Origin of the sequence: Citrobacter sedlakii NBRC 105722 (assembly GCF_000759835.1) — a bacterium.
Lineage (GTDB): Bacteria > Pseudomonadota > Gammaproteobacteria > Enterobacterales > Enterobacteriaceae > Citrobacter_A > Citrobacter_A sedlakii.
Genome location: NZ_BBNB01000003.1, coordinates 267,680 through 290,667, shown reverse-complemented (window position 1 = coordinate 290,667; position 22,988 = coordinate 267,680). Strand labels below are relative to the sequence as shown.

21 protein-coding genes are annotated in these 22,988 nt (G+C 56.3%); 10 read left to right on the top strand and 11 right to left on the bottom strand.

The annotated features are described in order from the left end of the window. The 4 genes from grxC to cysE all read left to right on the top strand — a co-directional run. Window positions 1-241: glutaredoxin 3 (gene grxC / locus CSE01S_RS08780; RefSeq protein ID WP_072014971.1), on the top strand; the 241-nt coding region annotated here is incomplete at its 5' end. Between the two features lie 56 nt (window positions 242-297). Continuing rightward, window positions 298-765, top strand: a complete 468-nt coding sequence (secB, locus tag CSE01S_RS08775; RefSeq protein WP_003024155.1) for a protein-export chaperone SecB — start codon at window positions 298-300, stop codon at window positions 763-765. Next, window positions 765-1,784, top strand: a complete 1,020-nt coding sequence (gpsA, locus tag CSE01S_RS08770; protein ID WP_042286930.1) for an NAD(P)H-dependent glycerol-3-phosphate dehydrogenase — start codon at window positions 765-767, stop codon at window positions 1,782-1,784. The genes secB and gpsA overlap by 1 nt, the downstream gene beginning before the upstream one ends. 78 nt (window positions 1,785-1,862) lie before the next feature. Then, window positions 1,863-2,684 (top strand): serine O-acetyltransferase, encoded by an 822-nt coding sequence (gene cysE / locus CSE01S_RS08765; protein ID WP_042286927.1) that lies wholly within the window; start codon window positions 1,863-1,865, stop codon window positions 2,682-2,684. A gap of 186 nt (window positions 2,685-2,870) precedes the next feature. Here cysE and trmL read toward each other — a convergent pair whose 3' ends face one another. The 5 genes from trmL to CSE01S_RS08740 all read right to left on the bottom strand — a co-directional run bounded on the left by trmL (window position 2,871) and on the right by CSE01S_RS08740 (window position 7,618). Beyond that, window positions 2,871-3,344: a tRNA (uridine(34)/cytosine(34)/5-carboxymethylaminomethyluridine(34)-2'-O)-methyltransferase TrmL gene (gene trmL, locus CSE01S_RS08760; RefSeq protein ID WP_042286958.1), complete on the bottom strand. Its 474-nt coding sequence runs from the start codon at window positions 3,342-3,344 to the stop codon at window positions 2,871-2,873. A 43-nt stretch (window positions 3,345-3,387) separates the two neighbouring features. After that, window positions 3,388-4,575 (bottom strand): FMN-dependent L-lactate dehydrogenase LldD, encoded by a 1,188-nt coding sequence (gene lldD, locus CSE01S_RS08755; RefSeq protein WP_042286923.1) that lies wholly within the window; start codon window positions 4,573-4,575, stop codon window positions 3,388-3,390. Next, the gene (gene lldR / locus CSE01S_RS08750) at window positions 4,572-5,348 is read right to left on the bottom strand and encodes a transcriptional regulator LldR (protein WP_042286920.1); all 777 of its coding nucleotides are present in this window, start codon (window positions 5,346-5,348) and stop codon (window positions 4,572-4,574) included. Before lldR ends, lldD begins: the two co-directional genes overlap by 4 nt. After that, complete coding sequence (gene lldP / locus CSE01S_RS08745; protein ID WP_042286917.1) at window positions 5,345-7,000, bottom strand: L-lactate permease; 1,656 nt, start codon at window positions 6,998-7,000, stop codon at window positions 5,345-5,347. Before lldP ends, lldR begins: the two co-directional genes overlap by 4 nt. 255 nt (window positions 7,001-7,255) lie before the next feature. Beyond that, window positions 7,256-7,618, bottom strand: coding sequence for a YibL family ribosome-associated protein (locus CSE01S_RS08740; protein WP_042286914.1), 363 nt, complete (start codon window positions 7,616-7,618; stop codon window positions 7,256-7,258). 288 nt (window positions 7,619-7,906) lie between these two features. Here CSE01S_RS08740 and CSE01S_RS08735 point away from each other — a divergent pair, with 288 nt between their 5' ends. Next, window positions 7,907-8,116: a hypothetical protein gene (locus tag CSE01S_RS08735; RefSeq protein WP_042286912.1), complete on the top strand. Its 210-nt coding sequence runs from the start codon at window positions 7,907-7,909 to the stop codon at window positions 8,114-8,116. Window positions 8,117-8,127: 11 nt separating this feature from the next. Here the strand turns inward: CSE01S_RS08735 and mtlR are convergent, their stop codons facing one another. From mtlR to mtlA, 3 genes are all read right to left on the bottom strand, one after another. Continuing rightward, window positions 8,128-8,718, bottom strand: a complete 591-nt coding sequence (mtlR, locus tag CSE01S_RS08730; protein ID WP_042286909.1) for a mannitol operon repressor MtlR — start codon at window positions 8,716-8,718, stop codon at window positions 8,128-8,130. Continuing rightward, entirely contained in the window at window positions 8,715-9,863 is a 1,149-nt protein-coding gene (mtlD, locus tag CSE01S_RS08725) for a mannitol-1-phosphate 5-dehydrogenase (protein WP_042286907.1), read from the bottom strand. Before mtlD ends, mtlR begins: the two co-directional genes overlap by 4 nt. A gap of 130 nt (window positions 9,864-9,993) precedes the next feature. Beyond that, window positions 9,994-11,907, bottom strand: a complete 1,914-nt coding sequence (gene mtlA / locus CSE01S_RS08720) for a PTS mannitol transporter subunit IICBA (protein ID WP_042286904.1) — start codon at window positions 11,905-11,907, stop codon at window positions 9,994-9,996. 652 nt (window positions 11,908-12,559) lie between these two features. On the opposite strand from mtlA, the gene CSE01S_RS08710 reads away from it, so the two are divergent. The 4 genes from CSE01S_RS08710 to yiaY all read left to right on the top strand — a co-directional run bounded on the left by CSE01S_RS08710 (window position 12,560) and on the right by yiaY (window position 17,840). Next, complete coding sequence (locus CSE01S_RS08710; RefSeq protein WP_042286899.1) at window positions 12,560-13,168, top strand: glutathione S-transferase; 609 nt, start codon at window positions 12,560-12,562, stop codon at window positions 13,166-13,168. A gap of 99 nt (window positions 13,169-13,267) precedes the next feature. After that, window positions 13,268-14,659 (top strand): L-seryl-tRNA(Sec) selenium transferase, encoded by a 1,392-nt coding sequence (selA, locus tag CSE01S_RS08705; RefSeq protein WP_042286896.1) that lies wholly within the window; start codon window positions 13,268-13,270, stop codon window positions 14,657-14,659. Next, window positions 14,656-16,503: a selenocysteine-specific translation elongation factor gene (gene selB / locus CSE01S_RS08700; RefSeq protein WP_042286893.1), complete on the top strand. Its 1,848-nt coding sequence runs from the start codon at window positions 14,656-14,658 to the stop codon at window positions 16,501-16,503. The genes selA and selB overlap by 4 nt, the downstream gene beginning before the upstream one ends. 185 nt (window positions 16,504-16,688) lie before the next feature. Next, a complete protein-coding gene (gene yiaY / locus CSE01S_RS08695) occupies window positions 16,689-17,840 on the top strand; it encodes an L-threonine dehydrogenase (RefSeq protein ID WP_042286888.1) in 1,152 nt (383 codons plus the stop codon). 81 nt (window positions 17,841-17,921) lie between these two features. Here yiaY and CSE01S_RS08690 read toward each other — a convergent pair whose 3' ends face one another. Then, window positions 17,922-18,803: an ROK family protein gene (locus CSE01S_RS08690; RefSeq protein ID WP_042286886.1), complete on the bottom strand. Its 882-nt coding sequence runs from the start codon at window positions 18,801-18,803 to the stop codon at window positions 17,922-17,924. 165 nt (window positions 18,804-18,968) lie between these two features. Between CSE01S_RS08690 and aldB the strand changes: the two genes are divergently transcribed. Continuing rightward, window positions 18,969-20,507 (top strand): aldehyde dehydrogenase AldB, encoded by a 1,539-nt coding sequence (aldB, locus tag CSE01S_RS08685; protein ID WP_042286883.1) that lies wholly within the window; start codon window positions 18,969-18,971, stop codon window positions 20,505-20,507. A 43-nt stretch (window positions 20,508-20,550) separates the two neighbouring features. On the opposite strand, the gene CSE01S_RS08680 is transcribed toward aldB, so the two are convergent. Then, the gene (locus tag CSE01S_RS08680; RefSeq protein WP_042286880.1) at window positions 20,551-20,865 is read right to left on the bottom strand and encodes a hypothetical protein; all 315 of its coding nucleotides are present in this window, start codon (window positions 20,863-20,865) and stop codon (window positions 20,551-20,553) included. A gap of 157 nt (window positions 20,866-21,022) precedes the next feature. Continuing rightward, a complete protein-coding gene (locus tag CSE01S_RS08675) occupies window positions 21,023-22,978 on the bottom strand; it encodes a glycoside hydrolase family 127 protein (RefSeq protein WP_042286878.1) in 1,956 nt (651 codons plus the stop codon). Between the last annotated feature and the right edge of the window lie 10 nt (window positions 22,979-22,988).

Genomic DNA, 22,988 nt, shown 5'->3' with positions numbered 1-22,988 from the left:
CGAGATCTACACCAAAGCAACCTGCCCGTTTTGCCATCGCGCGAAAGCGTTGTTAAACAGCAAGGGCGTGAGTTTCCAGGAGCTTCCGATTGACGGCGACGCCGTAAAACGGGAAGAAATGATCAAGCGCAGTGGCCGTACAACGGTTCCGCAGATTTTTATTGATGCACAGCACATTGGCGGCTGTGACGACTTGTATGCGTTGGATGCGCGTGGTGGACTTGATCCCCTGCTGAGCTAACGTCATCACAGACTTAGGCTGTATTTTAAGGACAACACTAAAAGGGTTTTCTACACATGTCAGAACAAAATAACACCGAAATGGCTTTCCAGATCCAACGTATTTACACCAAAGATGTCTCTTTCGAAGCGCCAAATGCGCCGCATGTTTTCCAGAAAGACTGGCAGCCAGAGGTTAAACTTGATCTTGATACCGCATCTACCCAACTGGCAGATGATGTGTACGAAGTTGTACTGCGTGTCACCGTAACCGCTTCCCTGGGTGAAGAAACGGCGTTCCTGTGCGAAGTTCAGCAGGGCGGTATTTTCTCCATTAGCGGTATTGAAGGCACCCAGATGGCGCATTGCCTGGGCGCATACTGCCCGAACATTCTGTTCCCGTATGCCCGCGAATGCATCACCAGCCTGGTTTCACGCGGTACGTTCCCGCAGCTGAACCTTGCGCCGGTTAACTTCGATGCGCTGTTCATGAACTATTTACAGCAGCAGGCTGGCGAAGGTACTGAAGAACATCAGGATGCCTGATGAACCCACGTAATGCTTCAATGACAGTGATTGGTGCCGGCTCGTACGGCACCGCTCTCGCCATCACCCTGGCGAGAAACGGCCACCCGGTTGTCCTGTGGGGCCACGATCCGCAACATATTGCGACGCTTGAGCGCGATCGCTGTAACGTCGTGTTTCTTCCTGACGTGCCTTTTCCCGATACGCTCCATCTCGAAAGCGACTTAGCCACCGCGCTGGCGGCGAGCCGCGATATTCTGGTGGTAGTGCCAAGCCATGTGTTTGGGGAAGTGCTGCGACAAATCAAACCGTTGCTGCGTGCTGACGCGCGGCTGGTCTGGGCGACAAAAGGGCTTGAAGCCGAGACGGGACGCCTGTTGCAGGACGTTGCGCGCGAGGCGCTGGGCGATCAAATTCCGCTGGCGGTCATCTCCGGTCCGACCTTTGCGAAAGAGTTGGCGGCGGGATTACCGACGGCCATCTCGCTGGCGTCAACTGACGACACCTTCGCCGACGACCTTCAGCAGTTGCTTCACTGCGGCAAAAGTTTCCGCGTCTACAGCAATCCGGACTTCATTGGCGTTCAACTTGGCGGCGCGGTGAAAAATGTGATTGCGATTGGCGCCGGGATGTCAGACGGCATCGGCTTTGGCGCTAACGCTCGCACCGCGCTTATCACGCGTGGACTGGCGGAAATGTCGCGTCTGGGCGCGGCGCTGGGCGCCGATCCGGCCACCTTTATGGGGATGGCGGGACTGGGCGATCTGGTGCTGACCTGTACTGACAATCAGTCGCGTAACCGCCGCTTTGGCATGATGCTCGGTCAGGGCATGGATGTGCAAGGCGCGCAGGACAAGATTGGACAGGTGGTGGAAGGCTACCGCAATACGAAAGAAGTCCGCGAGTTGGCGCACCGTTTTGGTGTCGAAATGCCAATAACCGAGGAAATTTATCAAGTATTATATTGCGGAAAAAACGCGCGCGAGGCAGCATTGACCTTATTAGGCCGTGCACGCAAGGACGAGCGTAGCCGCCACTAGTCGCAAGGATCTGTTTTCGTCAATGACCCGGCCCGCGAAGAACGGGCCGGTCGTTAGCCTCATTACCTGGAGTTCGCAATGCCGTGTGAAGAACTGGATATCGTCTGGAACAATATTAAAGCCGAAGCCCGTGCCCTGGCCGATTGTGAGCCAATGCTGGCCAGTTTTTACCACGCAACGCTACTCAAGCATGAAAACCTGGGCAGTGCGCTAAGCTACATGCTGGCGAACAAACTGGCCTCGCCGATTATGCCTGCGATTGCCATTCGGGAAGTAGTGGAGGAAGCCTACGCCGCCGACCCGGAGATGATTGCCTCGGCAGCCTGCGATATTCAGGCGGTGCGCACTCGCGACCCGGCGGTTGATAAATATTCCACCCCGCTGTTATACCTGAAGGGTTTTCACGCCCTACAGGCTTATCGCATCGGCCACTGGTTGTGGAACGAAGGTCGCCGCGCGCTGGCTATCTTCTTACAAAATCAGGTATCTGTGACGTTCCAGGTCGATATCCACCCGGCTGCGCGGATCGGACGCGGGATCATGCTCGACCACGCCACTGGCATCGTGGTGGGCGAAACCGCGGTAATTGAAGATGACGTGTCGATTCTGCAGTCGGTCACCCTTGGCGGCACCGGCAAAACCAGCGGCGATCGCCATCCGAAGATCCGTGAAGGGGTGATGATTGGCGCCGGGGCGAAGATCCTTGGCAATATTGAAGTTGGACGCGGAGCAAAAATCGGCGCGGGTTCTGTGGTGTTACAGCCTGTACCGCCGCACACCACCGCCGCAGGGGTGCCAGCGCGCATCGTCGGCAAGCCGGACAGTGATAAACCGTCGATGGATATGGATCAGCATTTTAACGGGATACATCATACGTTCGAATACGGCGACGGAATCTGATTTCGGGCTATCTTACGTGCCAGCCTGAATTCAGGCTGTGCTTGCCACCTCACGGGCTATGCGTACGCTCCGGTGACTGCGTGCAGACTGTGCTCAATGTGGCGGCGTCGATAACGCCCGAAAAAAATGCCCCGTCTCAGCGTGATTCGTTGGCGGGGTAAGCGTAGCGTCGTCACCCGACAACCCTCAACTACGCAATACCGCGCCGGGATACCCTAACTGTCGCCACGCCTCGTACACCACCACCGACACCGCGTTTGACAGGTTCATACTGCGGCTGTCCGGCATCATCGGAATCCGAATTTTTTGCTCCGCAGGCAAGGCATCAAGAATGCTGGCATGTAAGCCGCGCGTCTCCGGGCCAAACATCAAATAATCCCCGTCCTGATAGCTCACCGCGCTGTGGGCGGGCGTCCCTTTGGTGGTGAGGGCAAACAGACGCTGTGGCTTTTCGGCTTCCTGAAACGCCGCGTAATCACGATGGCGCGCCACGGCGGCAAATTCATGGTAGTCCAGTCCCGCACGACGCAGGCGTTTGTCGTCCCAGGTAAAGCCCATCGGCTCAATGATATGCAGACGAAAGCCCGTGTTAGCGCACAGGCGAATGATGTTGCCGGTATTGGGTGGGATTTCTGGTTCGAATAAAACGATATTAAGCATGTTTGCTGCCCCTTCAATTGCGCGGGGCAGCATAGCACGTTCACTACGCGGCATCACCCTGCGCGAGGGGGGCCAGCGCCGCGGGAAGGTTGCCGATCTCCTGAACCAGCGAGTCTTTGCTTATTTCGCTAATGGATTTCGCGCCGGTCAGCGTCATCGCGACTTTCATCTCTTTTTCGATCAGGTTCAGCAGGTTGGCGACGCCCGCCTGGCCGGCGGTGGCCAGCGCGTAAAGATACGCGCGGCCCAGCAGCACGCTATCTGCGCCCAGCGCAATCATGCGTACCACGTCAAGCCCGTTACGGATACCACTGTCGGCCAGAATAGCGATGTCGCCTTTTACCGCGTCGGCAATCGCGGGCAGGGCGCGCGCGGAGGAGAGCACGCCGTCGAGCTGGCGTCCGCCGTGGTTAGACACCACAATGCCGTCCGCACCAAAGCGCACCGCGTCGCGAGCGTCTTCCGGGTCGAGGATCCCTTTGATCACCATCGGGCCGTCCCAGAAGTCACGGATCCATTCAAGGTCTTTCCACGAAATTGACGGATCGAAGTTATTTGCCAGCCAGCCGATGTAATCTTCCAACCCGGTTGGTTTGCCAAGATAGGTCGAAATGTTGCCTAAATCATGCGGACGACCGTTCAGGCCTACGTCCCACGCCCATTGTGGATGGGTCACCGCCTGCCAGTAACGGCGCAGCGCGGCGTTTGGACCGCTCATGCCTGAATGTGCGTCGCGGTAGCGCGCGCCGGGTGTTGGCATATCGACCGTAAAGACCAGCGTTGAACAGCCTGCCGCTTTCGCCCGCTCCAGCGCGTTACGCATAAAACCGCGGTCGCGCAGCACGTACAGCTGGAACCACATCGGACGGTTAAGGGTCGGCGCCACCTCTTCGATTGGGCAAACGGACACGGTGGAAAGGGTAAACGGAATCCCCTTCGCATCCGCGGCGGCAGCGGCCTGCACTTCGCCTCGGCGGGCGTACATGCCGCAGAGGCCAACCGGCGCCAGCGCCACCGGCATCGACAGCTTTTCTTTAAAGAGGGTGGTTTCCAGGCTTAAGTCAGACATGTTTTTCAAAACGCGCTGACGCAGCGCCACTTCCGATAAATCCTCTACATTGCGGCGCAGGGTGTATTCCGCATAGGCGCCGCCGTCAATGTAGTGGAACAGAAACGGAGGCAGAATGCGCTGGGCTGCGGCGCGATAATCGCTGGCTGCTGAGATAATCATGCTTTGTTCTCCCTGGAATGCTCATTGTGGTCGCCGGGCAGGCGGGTGATTCGCGCCTGGCGGGCCTGATCTTCATCAAATTGTTTAATGGTGGCGTGGACGAAGCTGAGATGCGCCATCATCGCTTTACGCGCGCCGTCGGCGTCACCGGCAAGAATGGCGTCCATGACCGCCTGATGTTGCTCCGTCAGCTTTGCAAAGACCGGCGGGACAAGGTACATACGCTGGCGACTCTGTTTTACCGACGAGTGCAGTACGTCGAAGAATCCGCGCATGGTCTGCAACAGCACCACATTGTGTGACGCCTCGGCGATGGCGAGATGAAACCGAACGTCGGCCTGAGAGGCGATGTCCGGATCTTCGCTGAGGGTCGCGTCAAAGCAGAGCCTGATTTTTTCTTTATCTGCCTGGGTAGCGCGCAGGGCGGCATGCCAGGCGGTGCTGGCTTCGATGGCGTGGCGGGCTTCCAGAATGTCGAAGCTGTAGTCCGGGTCGTCGGCCATCAGCGTTTTGAGCGGCTGTACGATGTTTTGCTCAGACCACTCTTCATGCTGCCAGCGGACAAACGTCCCTCCACCGCGACGGCTGAGCAGGACGCCTTCGCTCACTAATTTCGCCAGCGCTTCGCGCAAAGAGTTGCGCGACACGCCAAGCTGCTGGGCAAGCTGGCGTTCGGCGGGCAGCTTCATACCCGCCTCCAGCTGCTGTTCTTCAATCAGCGCCCGCACACGAGAGGCTATCTCGTCGGACAGGCGTTTTGGCATCACAATCACGGGATCATCCAGGTTAAGACATACGCCTGAAGCGTGGTGATCACGCCCACCATGCAGGTGAAGATCAGGCTGTGTTTGACGGTGAAACGGAACAAGTCCGACTCTTTACCGACCAGTCCTACCGCCGCGCAGGCGATAGCAATGGACTGCGGCGAAATCATCTTGCCGGTGACCCCGCCGGTGGTGTTTGCAGCGACCATCAGCACATCCGACACGCCAATTTGCTGGGCGGCGGTAGCCTGCAGCGCGGCAAACAGCGCATTCGATGAGGTATCTGAGCCGGTGAGGAACACGCCCAGCCAGCCGAGGAACGGCGAGAAGAAGGTGAAGGCGCTGCCGGTATGCGCCAGCGCTAATGCCAGCGTTGACGAAAGACCGGAATAGTTAGAGATAAACGCGAACGCCAGCACCATCCCGATGGAGTAGATAGGCAGCGCCAGCTCCTTCAGGGTGCTGCCAAAGGTCTGGATGGCGGCGGAAGGCTTCATCTTTAGCCAGACGATGGACAGCAGCGCGGCGAACAGAATGGCGGTACCGGTCGCTGAGAACCAGTCGAATTTATACACGGCGGCATAGGCGGTTGCTTCGTTGACTACCGGCGGCATGCGGGCAATCAGCTTGTCGAGGAACGGAACCGGGATGTTAATCACCCAGTCGTACAGCGCGCCGCCTGGGGCGAACAGGGCTTTAAACGGCGGTACGCTCCACAGCGTCACGGTGGCTGTCAGGAACAGGAACGGCGACCACGCGCGAACAATCTGCCCGGCGGTGTAGCCAGTGCGCGCCAGCGTCTGATCCACATGGGAAGCCCCCATATCCGCAAAGCGGAAAATACGCACCGGCTGCCAGCGTTTCAGGAACAGCGTCAGGCAGACCAGCGACACCAGTGAGGAAATGATGTCCGGCAGCTCCGGACCGATAAAGTTGGAGCTGAGGTATTGAGCAATCGCGAACGAGCCGCCCGCTACCATCACCGCGGGCCAGGTCTCTTTAATGCCGCGCCAGCCGTCCATAATCGCCATGATCCAGAACAGTACGATGATGGTCAGGAACGGCAGCTGGCGGCCCACCATCTGGCCGATCTCAAAACTGTCCAGTCCGGTTACCTGCCCGGCAACCAGAATCGGGATCCCCATTGCGCCAAACGCCACTGGCGCAGTGTTGACGATCAGGCAAAGCCCGGCGGCGTAAAGCGGATTAAAGCCCAGTCCAACCAGCAAGGCGGCGGTAATCGCCACCGGGGCGCCGAACCCCGCAGCCCCCTCCAGAAACGCGCCAAAGGAGAAGCCGACGATCAGCATTTGCAGGCGCTGGTCAGGGGTAATCGACAGAATCGACGAGCGGATAATGTCGAACTGCCCGGTTTTCACCGAGATTTTGTAGACAAACACAGCAGCGATAATGATCCAGGCAATCGGCCACAAACCATAGAAGAAACCATACACCACCGAGGCCAGCGCGCGATCGACCGGCATTTTGTAAAACAGCAGCGCCACAGCCAGCGCGATAACCACCGTCCACGAGGCGGCAACATAGCCTTTCAGCTTGAGCTTGATCAGCGCGAAGAAGAAAAACAGAATCGGGAGCGATGCGATCAGGCTGGACAGCCAGATATTCCCGGCCGGATCGTAGTTTTGTTGCCAGAGATTCATTGCAGGTCTCCTGAGGGCCACGCGCATAATGCTATGAGTCTGTGCTCATCTCGACGTCACATTATGTGTAAAAGTGGTCCTGCCAATATTGTTGTGTAGGGATAATGACAACAAATGGTTAACCAAATGTTATGTATTGGCAACGATAGTGTAAGGCTAAATCAGCGAAGTGTGAACCAGTGGACGCAAAGGAGGGGGATTGGTAGGGCCAATTTGCGCGTGGATTAGGGCGGCGAAGCGCCACCCGTAACGCATTTAGAATTCAGTCTTTGAAAAGCCGGTCATTTCTTCCAAACCCATTTCACGGCCCAGGGCGGTCATTGGATGTACGACCACCAGACCACGCACGCTTTTTTTCAGCTTGCCCATATCGGCCTGCTCTTTTTTACTGATTGCGCGGCGGAACGGCATATTCATCAGCTTTTGCGCTTCTTTGCTCAGTTTCTGGCTGTGCACTTCGCGCAGGCGGGCGATCTCCGTTTCGAGCGTGGTTTTCTCTTTTTCCAGCTCCGCGTACTTATCGGCGGCCTCGACCAGCGACAGTTCAGCCTGCTGGTGGCGAACAGCATCAAGGCGATCGCTCAGGCGTTTAATTTCGTTTTTTTCGACTTCTTTCATGGTATGGCTTCTGATAGAAATAAAGGGAATGCCCTATAGTATGCGCGCTGAGCGGGTTTCTTCACAATCAATCGCTAAAAAATAATCAAAACGGATAAGAATGGCCGCGCAGACATCATAGTTACCTGGCTGATAAAAAAGGCTTTTTGCCAGGAAAAGAGTCAGGCTCGTCATTTTCTGCCCAGGATCATGTTTAAGCACGTTTTCCTCAACCCGTTCGCGTTTCTGATCCTAAACTAAAATTGGCGGCTGCGTTTGTTTATAGCGTTGACAGAGGGAGGACTTCTCATGGCGAAAATGGGTGAAAATGTTCCACATCTGATTGATAAAGCCATTGATTTTATGGCCTCAAGTCAGGCGTTCCGGGAATACCTGAATAAAACGCCTGCGCGCGATACGGTCCCGAATGATATCCCGCTGGAGCATGCGAAGATGTATCTCGACCGGCTGGAATATTATCGGCAGCTGTATCAGCCAAAGCTGGAAGATAAGGTGTGAGACAACCGGGCCTATTTCTGGAAGGCTTTTTTTAAGCTGATTTTAGAAATCAGCTCAGTCAGGGAAAGCACCATTGTCGAGCGTACCGCTTGCTGGTAGCGCTGGATTTGCATGGCGTACAGCGCCGGGTCGGAGGCATCAAACTGCGGCGGCGGCGGTAGCGCCGTCACGCAGTGAAGTTCGCCGAACGGTCCGAGAATTTCATCGTCGGTAAACGCGTACTCATTGCCATCATGGTTCATCTCTTCACGCAGCGCCATCAATAGCTCCGCATCCTCATACTCTGGACGACTCAGCACGCCGAGGCCATAGATAAGTTTCAGGCGCACCGACAGATCGCCCAGCGGTCCGTCGCCGTCGAGTAACGGTTCTACTGCGTATTTCACCGCGTAGTCGTCTTTGCGAAACACCTGAAGCACCAGAATGTTCACCGCCTCGGTGAGTAACTCGACGGCGGTGATCAGGAAACTTCGTACGGTTTTGCCAGCATTCAGACGCTCAAGCACACGGTTTTCAAAGGCCTGGGTTTCTTCCATTATTGCCTGCATATCTGACAATCTTTCATTCGGGCGCAGGTTCGCCTGCGCCGTATTTTGCATCATTTGATCGCGTTATACGCGTTTACGGCCTCGGCCACGACTTCGCTGCTGGCATCCAGTTCGGAAACCTGCGCCAGAGCGGCCTGAGGGCCTTTGTCGGCAATCAGCGCCGCCAGTTCCTGCGCCTGCGGATCGTCTTCACTACGGAAATGCATCGCCGCGGCAATGCCTTTCACCAGGTTCAGATGCGGCAGGCCATATTCCAGCGTGCCCAGCAGTGGTTTAATCAACCGATCACCGGCGCTCAGTTTCCGCAGCGGCTGACGGCCAACGCGCTCAACGTCGTCTTTCAGGTACGGGTTTTCGAAACGGCCAAGAATTTTCTGGATATACGCCGCGTGCTTGTCTGCATCAAAACCGTAGCGTTTGATCAGCACCGCGCCGCTCTCCTCCATCGCCCCTTTTACCACCGCGCGGATTTTCTCGTCGAGGATCGCGTCGCGGATAGTCTGATGACCGGTCAATTTTCCGAGGTAGGCGGTTATAGCATGCCCGGTGTTCAGCGTGAAGAGTTTACGTTCGACAAATGCCATCAGGTTATCAGTTAATTCCATTCCCGGGATGTCCGGCAGCGCGCCTTTAAACTGCGTTTTGTCGACAATCCACTCGCTGAACGTTTCAACGGTCACTTCCAGCGGATCGTGCGTAGCGGAGGCGGAAGGGGGAACAATACGATCCACCGCGGAGTCGACGAAGCCGACGTGCGCCTCCACCCATGCCTTGTCATCTTCCGCCAGCGCGTTCATGACATGGCCTTTCAGCTGCGTGGTGCCACGGACCATGTTTTCACAGGCGATGATGTTCAGGGGGGTGTCGATACCCTGCGCTTTGCGCTGCGCCAGCCCTTTTGCGATGGCAGGCGCGATGCGCTCAAGCACGACCGGACCAACGGCAGTGGTCACCAGATCCACTTGGGCGATCAGCTTAACCACGTCGTCGCCGATGCTGCTTACCGCATCAACGCCGGTAACAGTATCCACCTGCTCATTTTCACCCACCACGTGCACCTGATAGCTATGACGGGCGTTCAGGGCGTCGAGCACGACCTGATTTACATCAGCGAATGTCAGTTGTATCCCCGCGTCTGCCAGCAATTTGCCGATAAAGCCACGTCCGATATTACCTGCGCCAAAATGTAATGCTTTCATAGTAGTAACCTTCGTTAATGTTTTTACCCAAGAGGGCTGGGGTGAAAAGCGGTTCCTCACCCAAACCCTCTCCCTTACAGGAGAGGAAAATAGGGGCCCGGCAAACGCAAGCGCTACCGGGCAAATGCACTTACTTACGACCTGCCAGCAGCTCAAGCACTTCTTCGACGCTGGTGGTGTTAGCCAGACGTTCGATAACAGTTTCATCATCCAGCGCGTTGGTCAGGCTGGTGATCACCTGGATGTGCTCGTTATTGCGTGCGGCGATACCAATAACCAGACGGGCGATATCATCCTCTTCTTCACCGAAGCGAACGCCTTGCGGATACTGGCAGAACACGACACCGGTTTTCAGTACGCGATCTTTGGCTTCCACCGTACCGTGCGGAACCGCAATGGATTCGCCCAGATAGGTCGGGGTCAATTTTTCGCGTTCCAGCATCGCGTCAACGTATTCCGGCTCAACGTAGCCGCCTTTAACCAGTTGTTCACCGGCAAAGCGAATGGCCTCTTCTTTGGTGGCCGCGGTACGGCCGAGGAAGATGTTCTCCGCGCTCAGTTTGAACAGATGAGCGTTACTTTCGTCAAAACTGTCCTGCAGGCTGGTACGCACTTTCTCTTCATTGTCTGTGTGACGCTGCGCCGCAACCAGACGTTCGGTCAGGCTGGCGTACAGACCGCTGTCGAGGAAATTGGTCAGCGAAATATGCTGTGCCTGTGGAACCTGACGCATTGCGCGCTCGGTGAGATCGCGGTGGGTGATGACCAGGTCAACATCCGGCGGCAAGTTATTGATGGCGCTGTTGGTCACTGAAATCTGAGACAGACCGGCATCCTGTACTTTCTTACGCAACACGCCTGCGCCCATCGCGCTGGAGCCCATACCGGCGTCGCAGGCTACGATGATTTTACGCACATGGCTCAGGTCGTTGGTGACATCGCCTGCAGACAGCGGCGTGCCGCCTTTGGATTCTGCTTTCATGTCCTGCATACGACGGGTGGCCGCTTCAATGTCGTCTTCTTCTTTCACCTTGCTGGTTTTCAGCAGAATCGCCGAGACCACGAAGGAGACCGCCATGGCCGCACAGATTGCCGCGATGTTAGCGAAGTAGGCGCCTTTTGGCGTCATCGCCAGCACCGCCAGAATAGACCCCGGAGACGCCGGAGACACCAGACCGCCGTTCAGCAGCGTCAGGGTGAACACGCCGGTCATGCCGCCGAGGATAACGGCCAGAATCAGACGTGGGTTCATCAGCACGTAAGGGAAGTAAATTTCGTGGATCCCGCCCAGGAAGTGGATGATAGCCGCACCGCCCGCAGACTGTTTTGCACTGCCACGACCAAAGAACATGTACGCCAGCAGCACGCCCATCCCCGGGCCCGGGTTGGCTTCAATCAGGAAGAAGATGGATTTGCCCATCTCGTGCGACTGCTGAATACCCAGCGGCGAGAAGATACCGTGGTTGATGGCGTTGTTGAGGAACAGGATTTTCGCTGGTTCAACAAAGATGGACGCCAGCGGCAGCATGTCATGGACAACCATGAAGTTGACGCCCGCCGCCAGAATTTTTGACAAACCTTCCACCAGCGGACCAATACCGAGGAACGCCAGAATCGCGAGGATCATCCCGATGATGCCAGCGGAGAAGTTATTCACCAGCATTTCAAAACCGGACTTGATCTTACCGTCTACCCAGTTGTCGAATTTCTTGATGCAGTAGCCGCCCAGCGGACCTGCAATCATGGAGCCGAGGAACATCGGCATGTCTGCGCCGACGATCACGCCCATGGTGGTGATCGCCCCGACCACGCCGCCGCGCTCGCCGCCCACCAGTTTACCGCCGGTATAACCGATCAGCAGTGGCAGGAGATAGGTAATCATCGGGCCGACCAGCTTCGCCAGCGTTTCGTTTGGCAACCACCCTGTCGGAATAAATAATGCGGTGATAATACCCCACGCGATAAACGCGCCGATATTTGGCATCACCATATTGCTGAGGAATCGACCAAAGCTTTGCACTTTGATCTTAATATCGGATGACATAAAAACACCCCTTCTTATGTTTGCTGTCGCGCAGGCCGGAAGCCCGAGGTTTTGTTAATGTGGCGGCAGAGGTAGCCGGACCCTGTAGATACTGCGAAATCTGGCACTGAATCGATCAGCTGTCCAGCCTGTGTCCTTTTATGTGATGTGAATCACATAAATATAGGGGGTAGGGAGGTATTTAATGTGATTTGCATCACGAAATGGTTGTATGGAAAAACATCAAAGTGGATTTTTGAACCATTAATGGCACAAAAATGTGATTTGTTTCACGTTTTTGTTTTATCGGTTTGTTGAATATTTGTGATTTAAATCACAATAAATTTTCAGTCGAATTTGCCCTGATGTGATGTAGCGCAGGTTCTGCGTTTGCCGCGCCATTGAGTTATTAACTGCATTTGCCCTTGATACCTTATAGAACATGCATTGTTCCTCATGAGGCTGATAGCAATGAAAACGTCTTTTTTATTTTCCTTGTCGTAACAGGCGTATATCGCATAAAACATATCTCTCATTTTCAGCACAACAGTGCGGTGTTTCGTTGGCAGTCTGCTAACTTTCATTCTCTTTGCACGCATCTGAGCCATACTGAATACTGTTGATTATTCTTTGGCGCATTGTCTTCCCCCTACGTTGGCATAAAGGACCCGGTATGAAACTCATAGGTAGCTACACCAGCCCGTTTGTACGCAAAATCTCGATTCTGCTGCTGGAAAAGGGCATCACCTTCGAATTTGTTAATGAACTGCCGTACAACGCGGAAAACGGCGTGGCGCAGTACAATCCATTGGGGAAAGTCCCGGCGCTGGTGACCGATGATGGAGAATACTGGTTTGATTCGCCAATCATTGCCGAATATATCGAACTGCTGGACATCGCCCCGGCGATGCTACCGCGCGAGCCGCTGGCGTCGCTGAAGGTGCGCCAGCTTGAAGCCCTGGCTGACGGTATTATGGATGCTGGCCTGGTGTCGGTGCGTGAACAGGCGCGACCGGCGGCGCAGCAGTCGGAAAATGAGCTTCTGCGTCAGCGTGAAAAAATCACCCGCAGTCTGGATGCGCTGGAAGGCTATCTGGTGGACGGAACCATTAAACCCGATACGGTGAATCTGGCGACTATCGCGATTGCTTGCGCCGTGGGCTATCTCAACTTCCGTCGCGTGTCGCCGGGCTGGTGCGTGGACCGTCCTAACCTGGTAAAACTGGTGGAAACCCTGTTTAGCCGCGAAAGTTTTGCCCGCACGGAACCGCCAAAGGCTTGATACGTATTATGTCCGCCTGAGCCATCTCACGTTACAATCCCCCTTATGTCGAAACGCCTCTCCGCACATGGAGAGGATCACCAACCGCCAGGCTATCCCATGACAACCGAAACGCGTTCGCTGTACAGTCAGCTTCCTGCCATTGATCGCTTATTGCGTGAAAGTGCATTTCTTACCCTGTGTGACAGCCACGGGCATACCCGTGTCGTTGAACTCCTTCGCCAGATGCTGGACGAGGCCAGAGAGACGATACGTGATACCCAGGCGCTGCCCGTGTGGAGCGACAACTGGGCGCAGGAAGTTAGCGTCCGCCTGCAGAAAGCGGCTCAGAGCGCGCTGCGTCCGGTAATCAATCTGACCGGTACGGTGCTGCACACGAATCTTGGCCGCGCATTGCAGGCGGAAGAGGCGATAGCGGCGGTGGCGCAGGCCATGCGTTCACCGGTGACGCTGGAGTACGATCTCGACGGCGCCGGGCGCGGCCACCGTGACCGCGCGCTGGCGGAGTTACTGTGCCGCATTACCGGCGCAGAAGACGCCTGTATCGTCAATAACAACGCGGCGGCGGTATTGTTAATGCTGGCGGCAACGGCGGCGGGGAAAGAGGTGGTGGTCTCGCGCGGCGAACTGGTAGAGATTGGCGGCGCGTTTCGCATTCCTGACGTGATGCGCCAGGCGGGCTGTACGCTTCATGAAGTAGGCACCACCAACCGCACGCACGCGAAAGATTATCGCCAGGCGGTAAATGAAAACACCGGGCTGTTGATGAAGGTCCACACCAGTAACTACAGCATTGAAGGCTTTACCAAAGCGATAGACGAGAGCGAACTGGCGCAGATCGGCCAGCAACTGGATATTCCGGTGGTGGCCGATCTTGGCAGCGGTTCGCTGATTGATCTCAGCCAGTACGGTCTGCCGAAAGAGCCGATGCCGCAGCAACTGATTGCCGCGGGCGTCAGTCTGGTGAGCTTTTCCGGCGATAAACTGCTCGGCGGTCCGCAAGCGGGTATTATCGTCGGCAAAAAAGAGATGATTGCGCAACTGCAAAGTCACCCACTGAAGCGCGCGCTGCGGGCGGATAAAATGACCCTTGCGGCGCTGGAGGCGACGCTACGGCTGTATTTGCATCCGGAAGCGTTGGCGCAAAAACTGCCGACATTGCGGGCGTTAACCCGCCCTCAGGAGGCGATTACCGCCCAGGCGCAGCGGTTACAGGTCTCGCTTGCCAAACATTATGCAAATGACTTTGCGGTCAGCGTGACGCCGTGTCTGTCGCAGATCGGCAGCGGTTCATTACCGGTTGATCGCTTGCCGAGCGCGGCATTAACCTTTACCCCGCACGACGGGCGCGGCAGCCGTCTGGCGGCGCTGGCGAGCCGCTGGCGAGCGCTGCCCGTTCCGGTTATTGGGCGGATTAACGATGGTCGCCTGTGGCTGGATTTGCGCTGCCTTGAAGATGAGACCCGGTTTATGGAGATGTTGTTGAAATGATTATTGCGACCGCCGGACACGTTGACCACGGGAAAACGACGCTGCTACAGGCGATCACGGGCGTGAATGCCGATCGTCTGCCGGAAGAAAAAAAGCGCGGGATGACGATCGATCTGGGCTACGCCTACTGGCCGCAGCCGGACGGGCGCGTGCTGGGTTTTATCGACGTGCCCGGACATGAAAAGTTTCTCTCTAATATGCTGGCGGGCGTGGGCGGTATCGATCATGCGCTGCTGGTGGTGGCCTGCGATGATGGCGTGATGGCGCAAACCCGCGAGCACCTGGCGATATTACAATTAACCGGCAGCCCGACGCTGACGGTGGCGTTAACCAAGGCCGACCGGGTTGATGACGCACGCGTGTCAGACGTTGAGCAGCAGGTACAAGAGGTGCTGCGTGAGTATGGCTTTGCCGGGGCGACGTTATTCGTGACCGCCGCCAATGAAGGGCGAGGCATTGAGGCGCTTCGCGAGCACCTGCAGCAGTTACCGGCACGCCAGCATGCCAGTCACCAGACCTTCCGTCTGGCTATCGACCGCGCCTTTAGCGTAAAGGGCGCCGGGCTAGTGGTGACGGGGACGGCGCTGAGCGGAGAAGTGCAGCAAGGCGACACGCTGTGGCTGACGGGCGTCAACAAACCTATGCGCGTGCGCGGATTGCACGCGCAAAATCAGGCGACAGAACACGCGCATGCCGGGCAACGTATCGCGCTGAATATCGCTGGTGACGCCGAAAAAGAACAACTGCGCCGGGGTGACTGGCTGCTCTCGGCGAAACCCCCCGAGCCGTTTAGCCGTATTATTGTGGCGCTGGAAAACCACGCGCCGTTAACCCAATGGCAGCCGCTGCATATCCACCATGCCGCCAGTCATGTCACCGGACGGGTCTCGCTGCTGGACAATAACCTCGCGGAACTGGTTTTCGACACCCCGCTGCTGCTGGCGGATAACGATCGGCTGGTACTGCGCGATATTTCTGCGCGGGCCACGCTGGCGGGCGCGCGCGTGGTTGCGCTTAACCCCCCGCGTCGCGGAAAGCGTAAGCCGGACTATTTACAGTGGCTGGCGTCGTTGGCAGAAACCACCGACGATGGCGCCGCGCTTGCTGTGCATCTTCAGCGCGGAGCGGTGAATCTGCCTGCATTTGCCTGGGCGCGCCAGCTTAATGGCGACGGTATGCGACAGTGTGTCCAGCAGCATGGGTTTATCCAGGCAGGCGACAGTCTGCTAAACGCCCCGGTTGCCGCCCGCTGGCAGCGTAAAATTCTCGACACGCTGGCGACCTATCATGAGCAACACCGCGATGAGCCGGGGCCTGGGCGTGAACGCCTGCGGCGGATGGCGCTGCCGATGGAAGATGAAGCGCTGGTGCTGTTGCTGATTGAGCAAATGCGTGAAAGCGGCGAAATTCATAGCCATCATGGCTGGTTGCATTTGCCCGATCACAAAGCGGGATTCAGCGATGAGCAGGCGGCGATCTGGCAAAACGTGGAGCCGCTGTTTGCAGACGACCCCTGGTGGGTACGCGATCTTGCGCGGGAAACGGCCACGGAGGAGCAGACCATGCGCCTTGTGCTACGGCAGGCGGCACAGCAGGGAATGATTACTGCGATCGTAAAAGATCGTTATTACCGTAACGATCGCATTGTTGCCTTCGCCACGCTGATCCGTGAGCTGGATCAAGAGAGAGGGTCAACGTGCGCGGCGGATTTCCGTGACCGTCTGGGCGTTGGGCGTAAACTGGCCATTCAGATTCTGGAATATTTTGACCGCATCGGCTTTACCCGCCGCCGTGGCAACGATCATTTATTACGCGATGCGTTATTATTCCCGGCCAGACAATAACATTACTTATTTATATTTCAAATGAATTGAGATAATATAAATAGTGATTCCTATGAAAGCACATTAGTTTATTATCCTAATGTGCTTTTTTAATGTTTCTTTGGGAAAATAACAGCAACGATCATATTTTATTATTTCTCACCCTCGTATGCTTTTGCTCTTTTTCAACATTAAGGATTGAGCAAATGGCTGCTTCTACATTTTACATTCCATCCGTGAATATTATTGGTGCTGATGTATTAAATGACGCAATGAATACGATGGTGGAATATGGCTTTCGCCGCACGTTAATTGTGACAGACACGATGCTCACCCGGTTGGGTATGGCGGATAATATTCAAAACGCGTTACAGGAACGCGCTATTTTCAGCGTGATCTATGACGGTACCCAGCCAAACCCGACCACCGAAAACGTGGCTGAAGGGCTGAAACTGCTGCAGGAGAATAACTGCGACAGCGTGATTTCGCTGGGCGGCGGCTCACCCCATGACTGTGCGAAAGGCATTGCGCTGGTGGCGGCAAACGGCGGCGATATTCGCGATTATGAAGGGGTTGATCGTTCTGCTAAACCGCAGTTGCCGATGATTGCCATTAATACCACTGCAGGCACGGCGTCGGAAATGACCCGTTTTTGCATTATTACCGATGCTGAACGCCACATTAAAATGGCGATCGTCGATAAACACGTTACGCCGCTGCTTTCCGTCAACGACTCAACGTTGATGATGGGAATGCCGAAGTCGCTGACCGCCGCAACGGGTATGGACGCGTTAACCCACGCCATTGAAGCGTACGTTTCCATCGCGGCGACGCCAATCACCGATGCCTGCGCGCTGAAAGCCGTGACCATGATTAGCGAAAACCTGACCGTCGCGGTGGAAGACGGCAGCAATGCGCAGGCGCGGGAAGCGATGGCCTACGCGCAGTTCCTGGCGGGAATGGCCTTTAATAACGCCTCGCTGGGTTATGTTCACGCGATGGCGCACCAGCTCGGCGGTTTCTACAACCTGCCGCACGGCGTGTGCAATGCGGTGCTGTTGCCGCACGTTCAGGTGTTTAACAGCCAGGTCGCGGCGGCGCGTCTGCGTGACTGCGCAGCGGCGATGGGCGTCAATGTGGAAGGGTTGAACGACGCCGAAGGCGCCGCGGCCTGTATCGACGCCATACGCACGCTGGCGCAGCAGGTGAATATTCCGGCAGGGCTGCGCGATCTCGGCGTGAAGGAGGAGGATATTCCGCTGCTGGCGACCAATGCGCTGAAAGATGCCTGCGGGCTGACTAACCCGATCCAGGCGACACACGAGCAGATCGTGGCGATCTTCCACGCTGCGATGTAAAACGCCGACCGGATGGCGCTACGCTTTACAGATCTGTACGGTTCAGCCTGATCCGATAAAGCGCAGCCGCCATCCGGCAAGTTAACCGCGGCTCAGTTTCTGCTTTGCCAGCCATACCGCGCCGAGTCGTCCCGCCTGATTACCCAACTCGCAGGGTAAAATCGGTACTTTCAGCGCTTCCCACTCCTCGAAGCGCTGCAAATATTTATCCAGTAATTTATAGATCTTTTCCTGCTCGCTGATGCCGCCGCCAATCAGTACTGCCTGCGGATCGAACATTGAAATCACGCTATACACTCCGCGCGCAAGGAAATGCGCCCATTGTTCAATTGCTTCGCGCAGGTGAACGTCGCTCTCCATGCGCTCGAACAGCGCTTCGCCGTCGGGCATTTCATCTTCGGGGACCGCCAGCGCCCGGCGGCACGCCTTCATCAGACCGCTCGCGGAGGCGACTTCATGCATGCATTCACCGTTATCGCCTACGGGGATCACGCCAAATTCGCCCGCCCGGTAGTGCGAACCGCGATAAATGTCGCCTTCCACCACGATCCCGCCGCCGATGCCGGTACCAATGGTGATGCAGACAAAGCTCTCATAGTCCCGACCCGCGCCGCGCCAGCGTTCGCCCAGCGCCGCGCAGTTAGCGTCGTTTTCCGCCGTGACGGGCAGGTCCGTCAGTTGGGCGAACAGTTCGCAGAGATTCTCGTTATCGAGATAATCGAGTGCGCCGGCCTTTGCCGCCTGGCCCGTGTGGGTGTTGATATGACCAGGAAAGCTCACGCCGATCGCGGCGATATCATGTGCTTTCTGATACGCCTCCACGACCGCTTTCCACTGCTGTTTAAAGGCATTCTTATCGTCCGGCGTGTCGAATTCATCCGACGTCAGTTCGTTGCCGTTTTCATCAATGACGCCATGTTTAATATGGGTACCGCCCACGTCGAAGCCGATAAATAGCTGCATTGCACGTATCCTTATAAGACCCAGAGCTTATAAGTATGGCTCAGCGGCAAAAACGAAACGTAAAGTAAGGTAATCCGTGATATAGCTCGTAAAGCCGCCAACGACTGGCGAGAAAATCGCCAGCGGCGTCTACCCTTGTTATACACCTGCGGCAAGGAGACGATCATGACGAATAACCCCCCTTCAACACGTATTCAGCCCGGCGAGTACGGTTTTCCGCTGAAGCTAAAAGCCCGTTATGACAATTTTATTGGCGGTGACTGGGTTCCTCCGGCTGACGGCGAATATTACCAGAACCTGACGCCGGTTACCGGGCAGCTATTGTGTGAAGTCGCCTCATCCGGCAAACGCGATATTGATCTGGCGCTTGATGCGGCCCACAAGGTGAAAGATAAATGGGCGCAAACCTCCGTTCAGGACCGAGCCGCCATTCTGTTTAAAATAGCCGACCGTATGGAGCAAAATCTGGAACGGCTCGCCACGGCGGAAACCTGGGATAACGGTAAGCCCATCCGTGAAACCAGCGCGGCTGACGTGCCGCTGGCCATCGACCATTTTCGTTATTTTGCTTCCTGCATACGCGCCCAGGAGGGCGGGATCAGTGAAGTGGACAGCGAGACCGTAGCCTATCATTTCCACGAGCCGCTCGGCGTGGTGGGGCAGATTATCCCGTGGAACTTCCCACTGCTGATGGCGAGCTGGAAGATGGCGCCAGCGCTGGCGGCGGGGAACTGCGTAGTGCTCAAACCCGCGCGCCTGACGCCGCTGTCCGTTCTGCTATTAATGGAGGTGATTGGCGACCTGCTGCCGCCGGGCGTGGTTAACGTCGTGAACGGCGCGGGGGGCGAGATTGGCGAATATCTGGCGACCTCGAAACGCATCGCCAAAGTTGCGTTCACCGGTTCGACGGAAGTCGGACAGCAGATCATGCAGTACGCCACGCAAAACATCATCCCGGTAACGCTGGAACTGGGCGGCAAATCGCCAAACATCTTTTTTGCCGATGTGATGGACGAAGAAGATGCGTTCTTTGACAAGGCGCTGGAAGGGTTCGCGCTGTTTGCCTTTAACCAGGGCGAGGTCTGTACCTGCCCGAGCCGCGCGCTGGTGCAGGAGTCGATTTACGAACGCTTTATGGAGCGCGCCATTCGTCGAGTGGAAAGCATCCGCAGTGGAAATCCCCTCGACAGCGTGACGCAAATGGGGGCGCAGGTTTCCCACGGTCAGTTGGAAACCATCCTTAATTATATTGATATCGGTAAAAAAGAAGGCGCGGATATCCTTACCGGTGGGCGGCGTAAGCAACTGGAAGGCGAACTGAAAGATGGTTATTACCTCGAACCGACCATCCTGTTCGGCAAAAATAATATGCGTGTCTTCCAGGAAGAAATCTTCGGTCCGGTACTGGCAGTCACCACCTTTAAAACGATGGAGGACGCGCTGGAACTCGCCAACGATACGCAATATGGCCTGGGCGCGGGGGTCTGGAGCCGTAACGGCAATCTGGCTTATAAAATGGGGCGCGGAATTCAGGCCGGACGTGTCTGGACTAACTGCTATCACGCTTATCCTGCGCATGCGGCATTTGGCGGCTATAAGCAGTCAGGCATCGGCCGTGAAACCCATAAAATGATGCTGGAACATTACCAGCAGACCAAGTGTCTGCTGGTGAGCTATTCCGACAAACCGCTGGGACTGTTTTAACTGGCTGCGTTCTCGGGCTTACAAAGTGCGTAAGCCCGATAGCTTAATCCAGCACCTTAACCTGTAGAGGGCGGAAACGGCTGTAAATCCATAATCCCAGGCAAGCAATCGATCCAACGAAAACGGTGAACAGGACGGTGATAAACAAACCGCTAAACAATGCGGTGGGGATCGCCAGTAAACCCTGTACCGGTTGGTCGTTCCATTTCACCATGTTAAAGCCGAAAAGGCTCAGCACGCCGCAAATGAAGCTGAAAAGCATCATGGGAATACCGAGGCCTATCAACAATAACCGGTAGATGGCCGAGGCTTTGATGCGTTTGAAGCGGGTTGAAGATGTATCGTCCGTGCTGCTCATGATGCTCCTTAGTGTGTTTGCCAGAAGATGGTCGCCGCATTATTCCTTTAAATGTGCTTGTCTGGCAAACGTCGCTTCCGTGGATGGCGGCCTGGCATAGTGGTACCGTAGAATAAATAAGGCGCAAGCCGCCATCCAGTAATTTAGTGCGGCTCCCTCATCGTTCGTTAACCCAGATCCGCATTTCGCCTTCGCCCCGATTGGCCCAACTGAACCACGGAATAAAGGTCAGCGTGTGCGGCTGCCAGGCGCCGGGAGCGCGATCATAGTGCCAGAGTGCGCTTTGCGCGGTGTCAGGGGCGCTCTGTTTTAACCCTTCCGCCTGGATCAGCATCTTATGGGCAAAAAGGCCTTTACCCTCAAAGATCCGCAGATCGCTCTCTTTTGGTAACCACAGATTATGCAGCTCCTCGCCGTTGTCGGCTTGTTCAAGGCAATACACCAGCGGTCCGCGCTGAAGGGCGACTTTACCCGCGACGTGGCGTACCCGCGGGTTGCCATACACCCGGCGCACCGGCATCGGTAGCGTCAGCCCGATGGTGTCGCCTTCCTGCCAGTCACGGGTGATGTGCAGATAGCCTTTGCGGATATCCTGGCTGACCTCGTCGCCGTTAAGCGTTACGCGGGCATCTGAACACCAGTCCGGCAGGCGTAGCGCCAGCGTATGCCGCACAGCTTGTGGCGAGTCGATGGTAATACTGACGTGCTCCTGCCACGGATAGTTGCCGTCAATACGCAGCCTGAGAGAACCGTTTTCCGTTTGCAGTTCAATACTGTTACCCACGTAGAGGTTGATATACAGCGCTTCCGGACGCGGCGTATAGATGTAATGACCCAGCGAAGTCAGAACCCTGGCGATGTTCGGCGGGCAGCAGGCGCAGCCAAACCAGCGCTGGCGCACGGGCTTCACGTGGTCATAGATATGATTAAATTTTAATGACTGCGGATGCACTTCCAGTGGGTTAACGTAGAAAAAGTGCTTTCCGTCGAGCGCCATTCCGCCAAGGACGGTGTTATATAACGCGCGTTCCATGACGTCGGCGTACTGGCTGTCTGCTTCCAGTTCAATCATCCGCCGGGCGAACATCATCAGGCCGATTGAGGCGCAGCTTTCCGCATACACGGTGTCGTTCGGCAGATCGTAGTCGCTGCTGAAGGCTTCGCCGCTACTCTGCGAACCGATCCCGCCGGTGATATACAATTGGCGTTGCGCCATGTTCCGCCACAAGCGCAGACAGTCCTGACGCTTGCGTTCATCCTGGCTAAGCCGCGCCAGATGCGCCACTCCGGTCATCAGATACACGAAACGCACCGCATGGCCCGTCGCCGTTTGCTGCTCTGAAAGCGGCTGGTGCGCCTGGCTGTAGGCTTTATCTTTCACCATCCACGCCGGGCCGTAGGTATGCCAGTAAGATGTTTGCCCACGCTTTTCGTACTCCAGATCGTAAAAGTGCGGCTGCGTTCCACGTTGTTCAACAAAGTAATTCACCAGCGCCAGATAGCGCGAACACCCCGTCGCTTCATACAGCCGCATCAGCGCCAGCTCGATCTCCGGATGGCCCGGATAGCCGTGCAACTGATGTTCGCCGGGGCCGAATACGCTGTCGATATGGTCCGCCAGACGGCAAACGACCTCCAGCAGGCGGCGTTTGCCGGTGGCCTGGTAGAAGGCCACGCCCGCCTCAATCATGTGTCCGGCGCAGTAAAGCTCATGGCACTCCGCCAGGTTGGTCCAGCGCTCCTGCGGGGCTTTGACGGTAAAATACGTATTGAGATAGCCGTCGTCACACTGGGCGGCGGCGACCAGCTCAATCACCTCATCGGCGGTCTTTTCCAGTGCCGGGTCTGGCTTCTGGCACAGGGACCAGGCCACGGCCTCCAGCCACTTGGCGACATCGCTGTCCTGAAAAACCATGCCATAAAATTCCCCGGACTGCTGTCCTGCCGCGATGCGGAAGTTTTCGATCGCATGGCTGGGATCGGCCTCCGGAATACGGTCGTTCAGCGCGTCCCATTGATAAGGGATCACGACGTCGCGAACCAGGCGTTGATATTGTCCGAGGAACGGATCGCTGACCTTCAGCATGTGCAGGTCGACTTCCGGTACGTTCATGGTGTGCTCC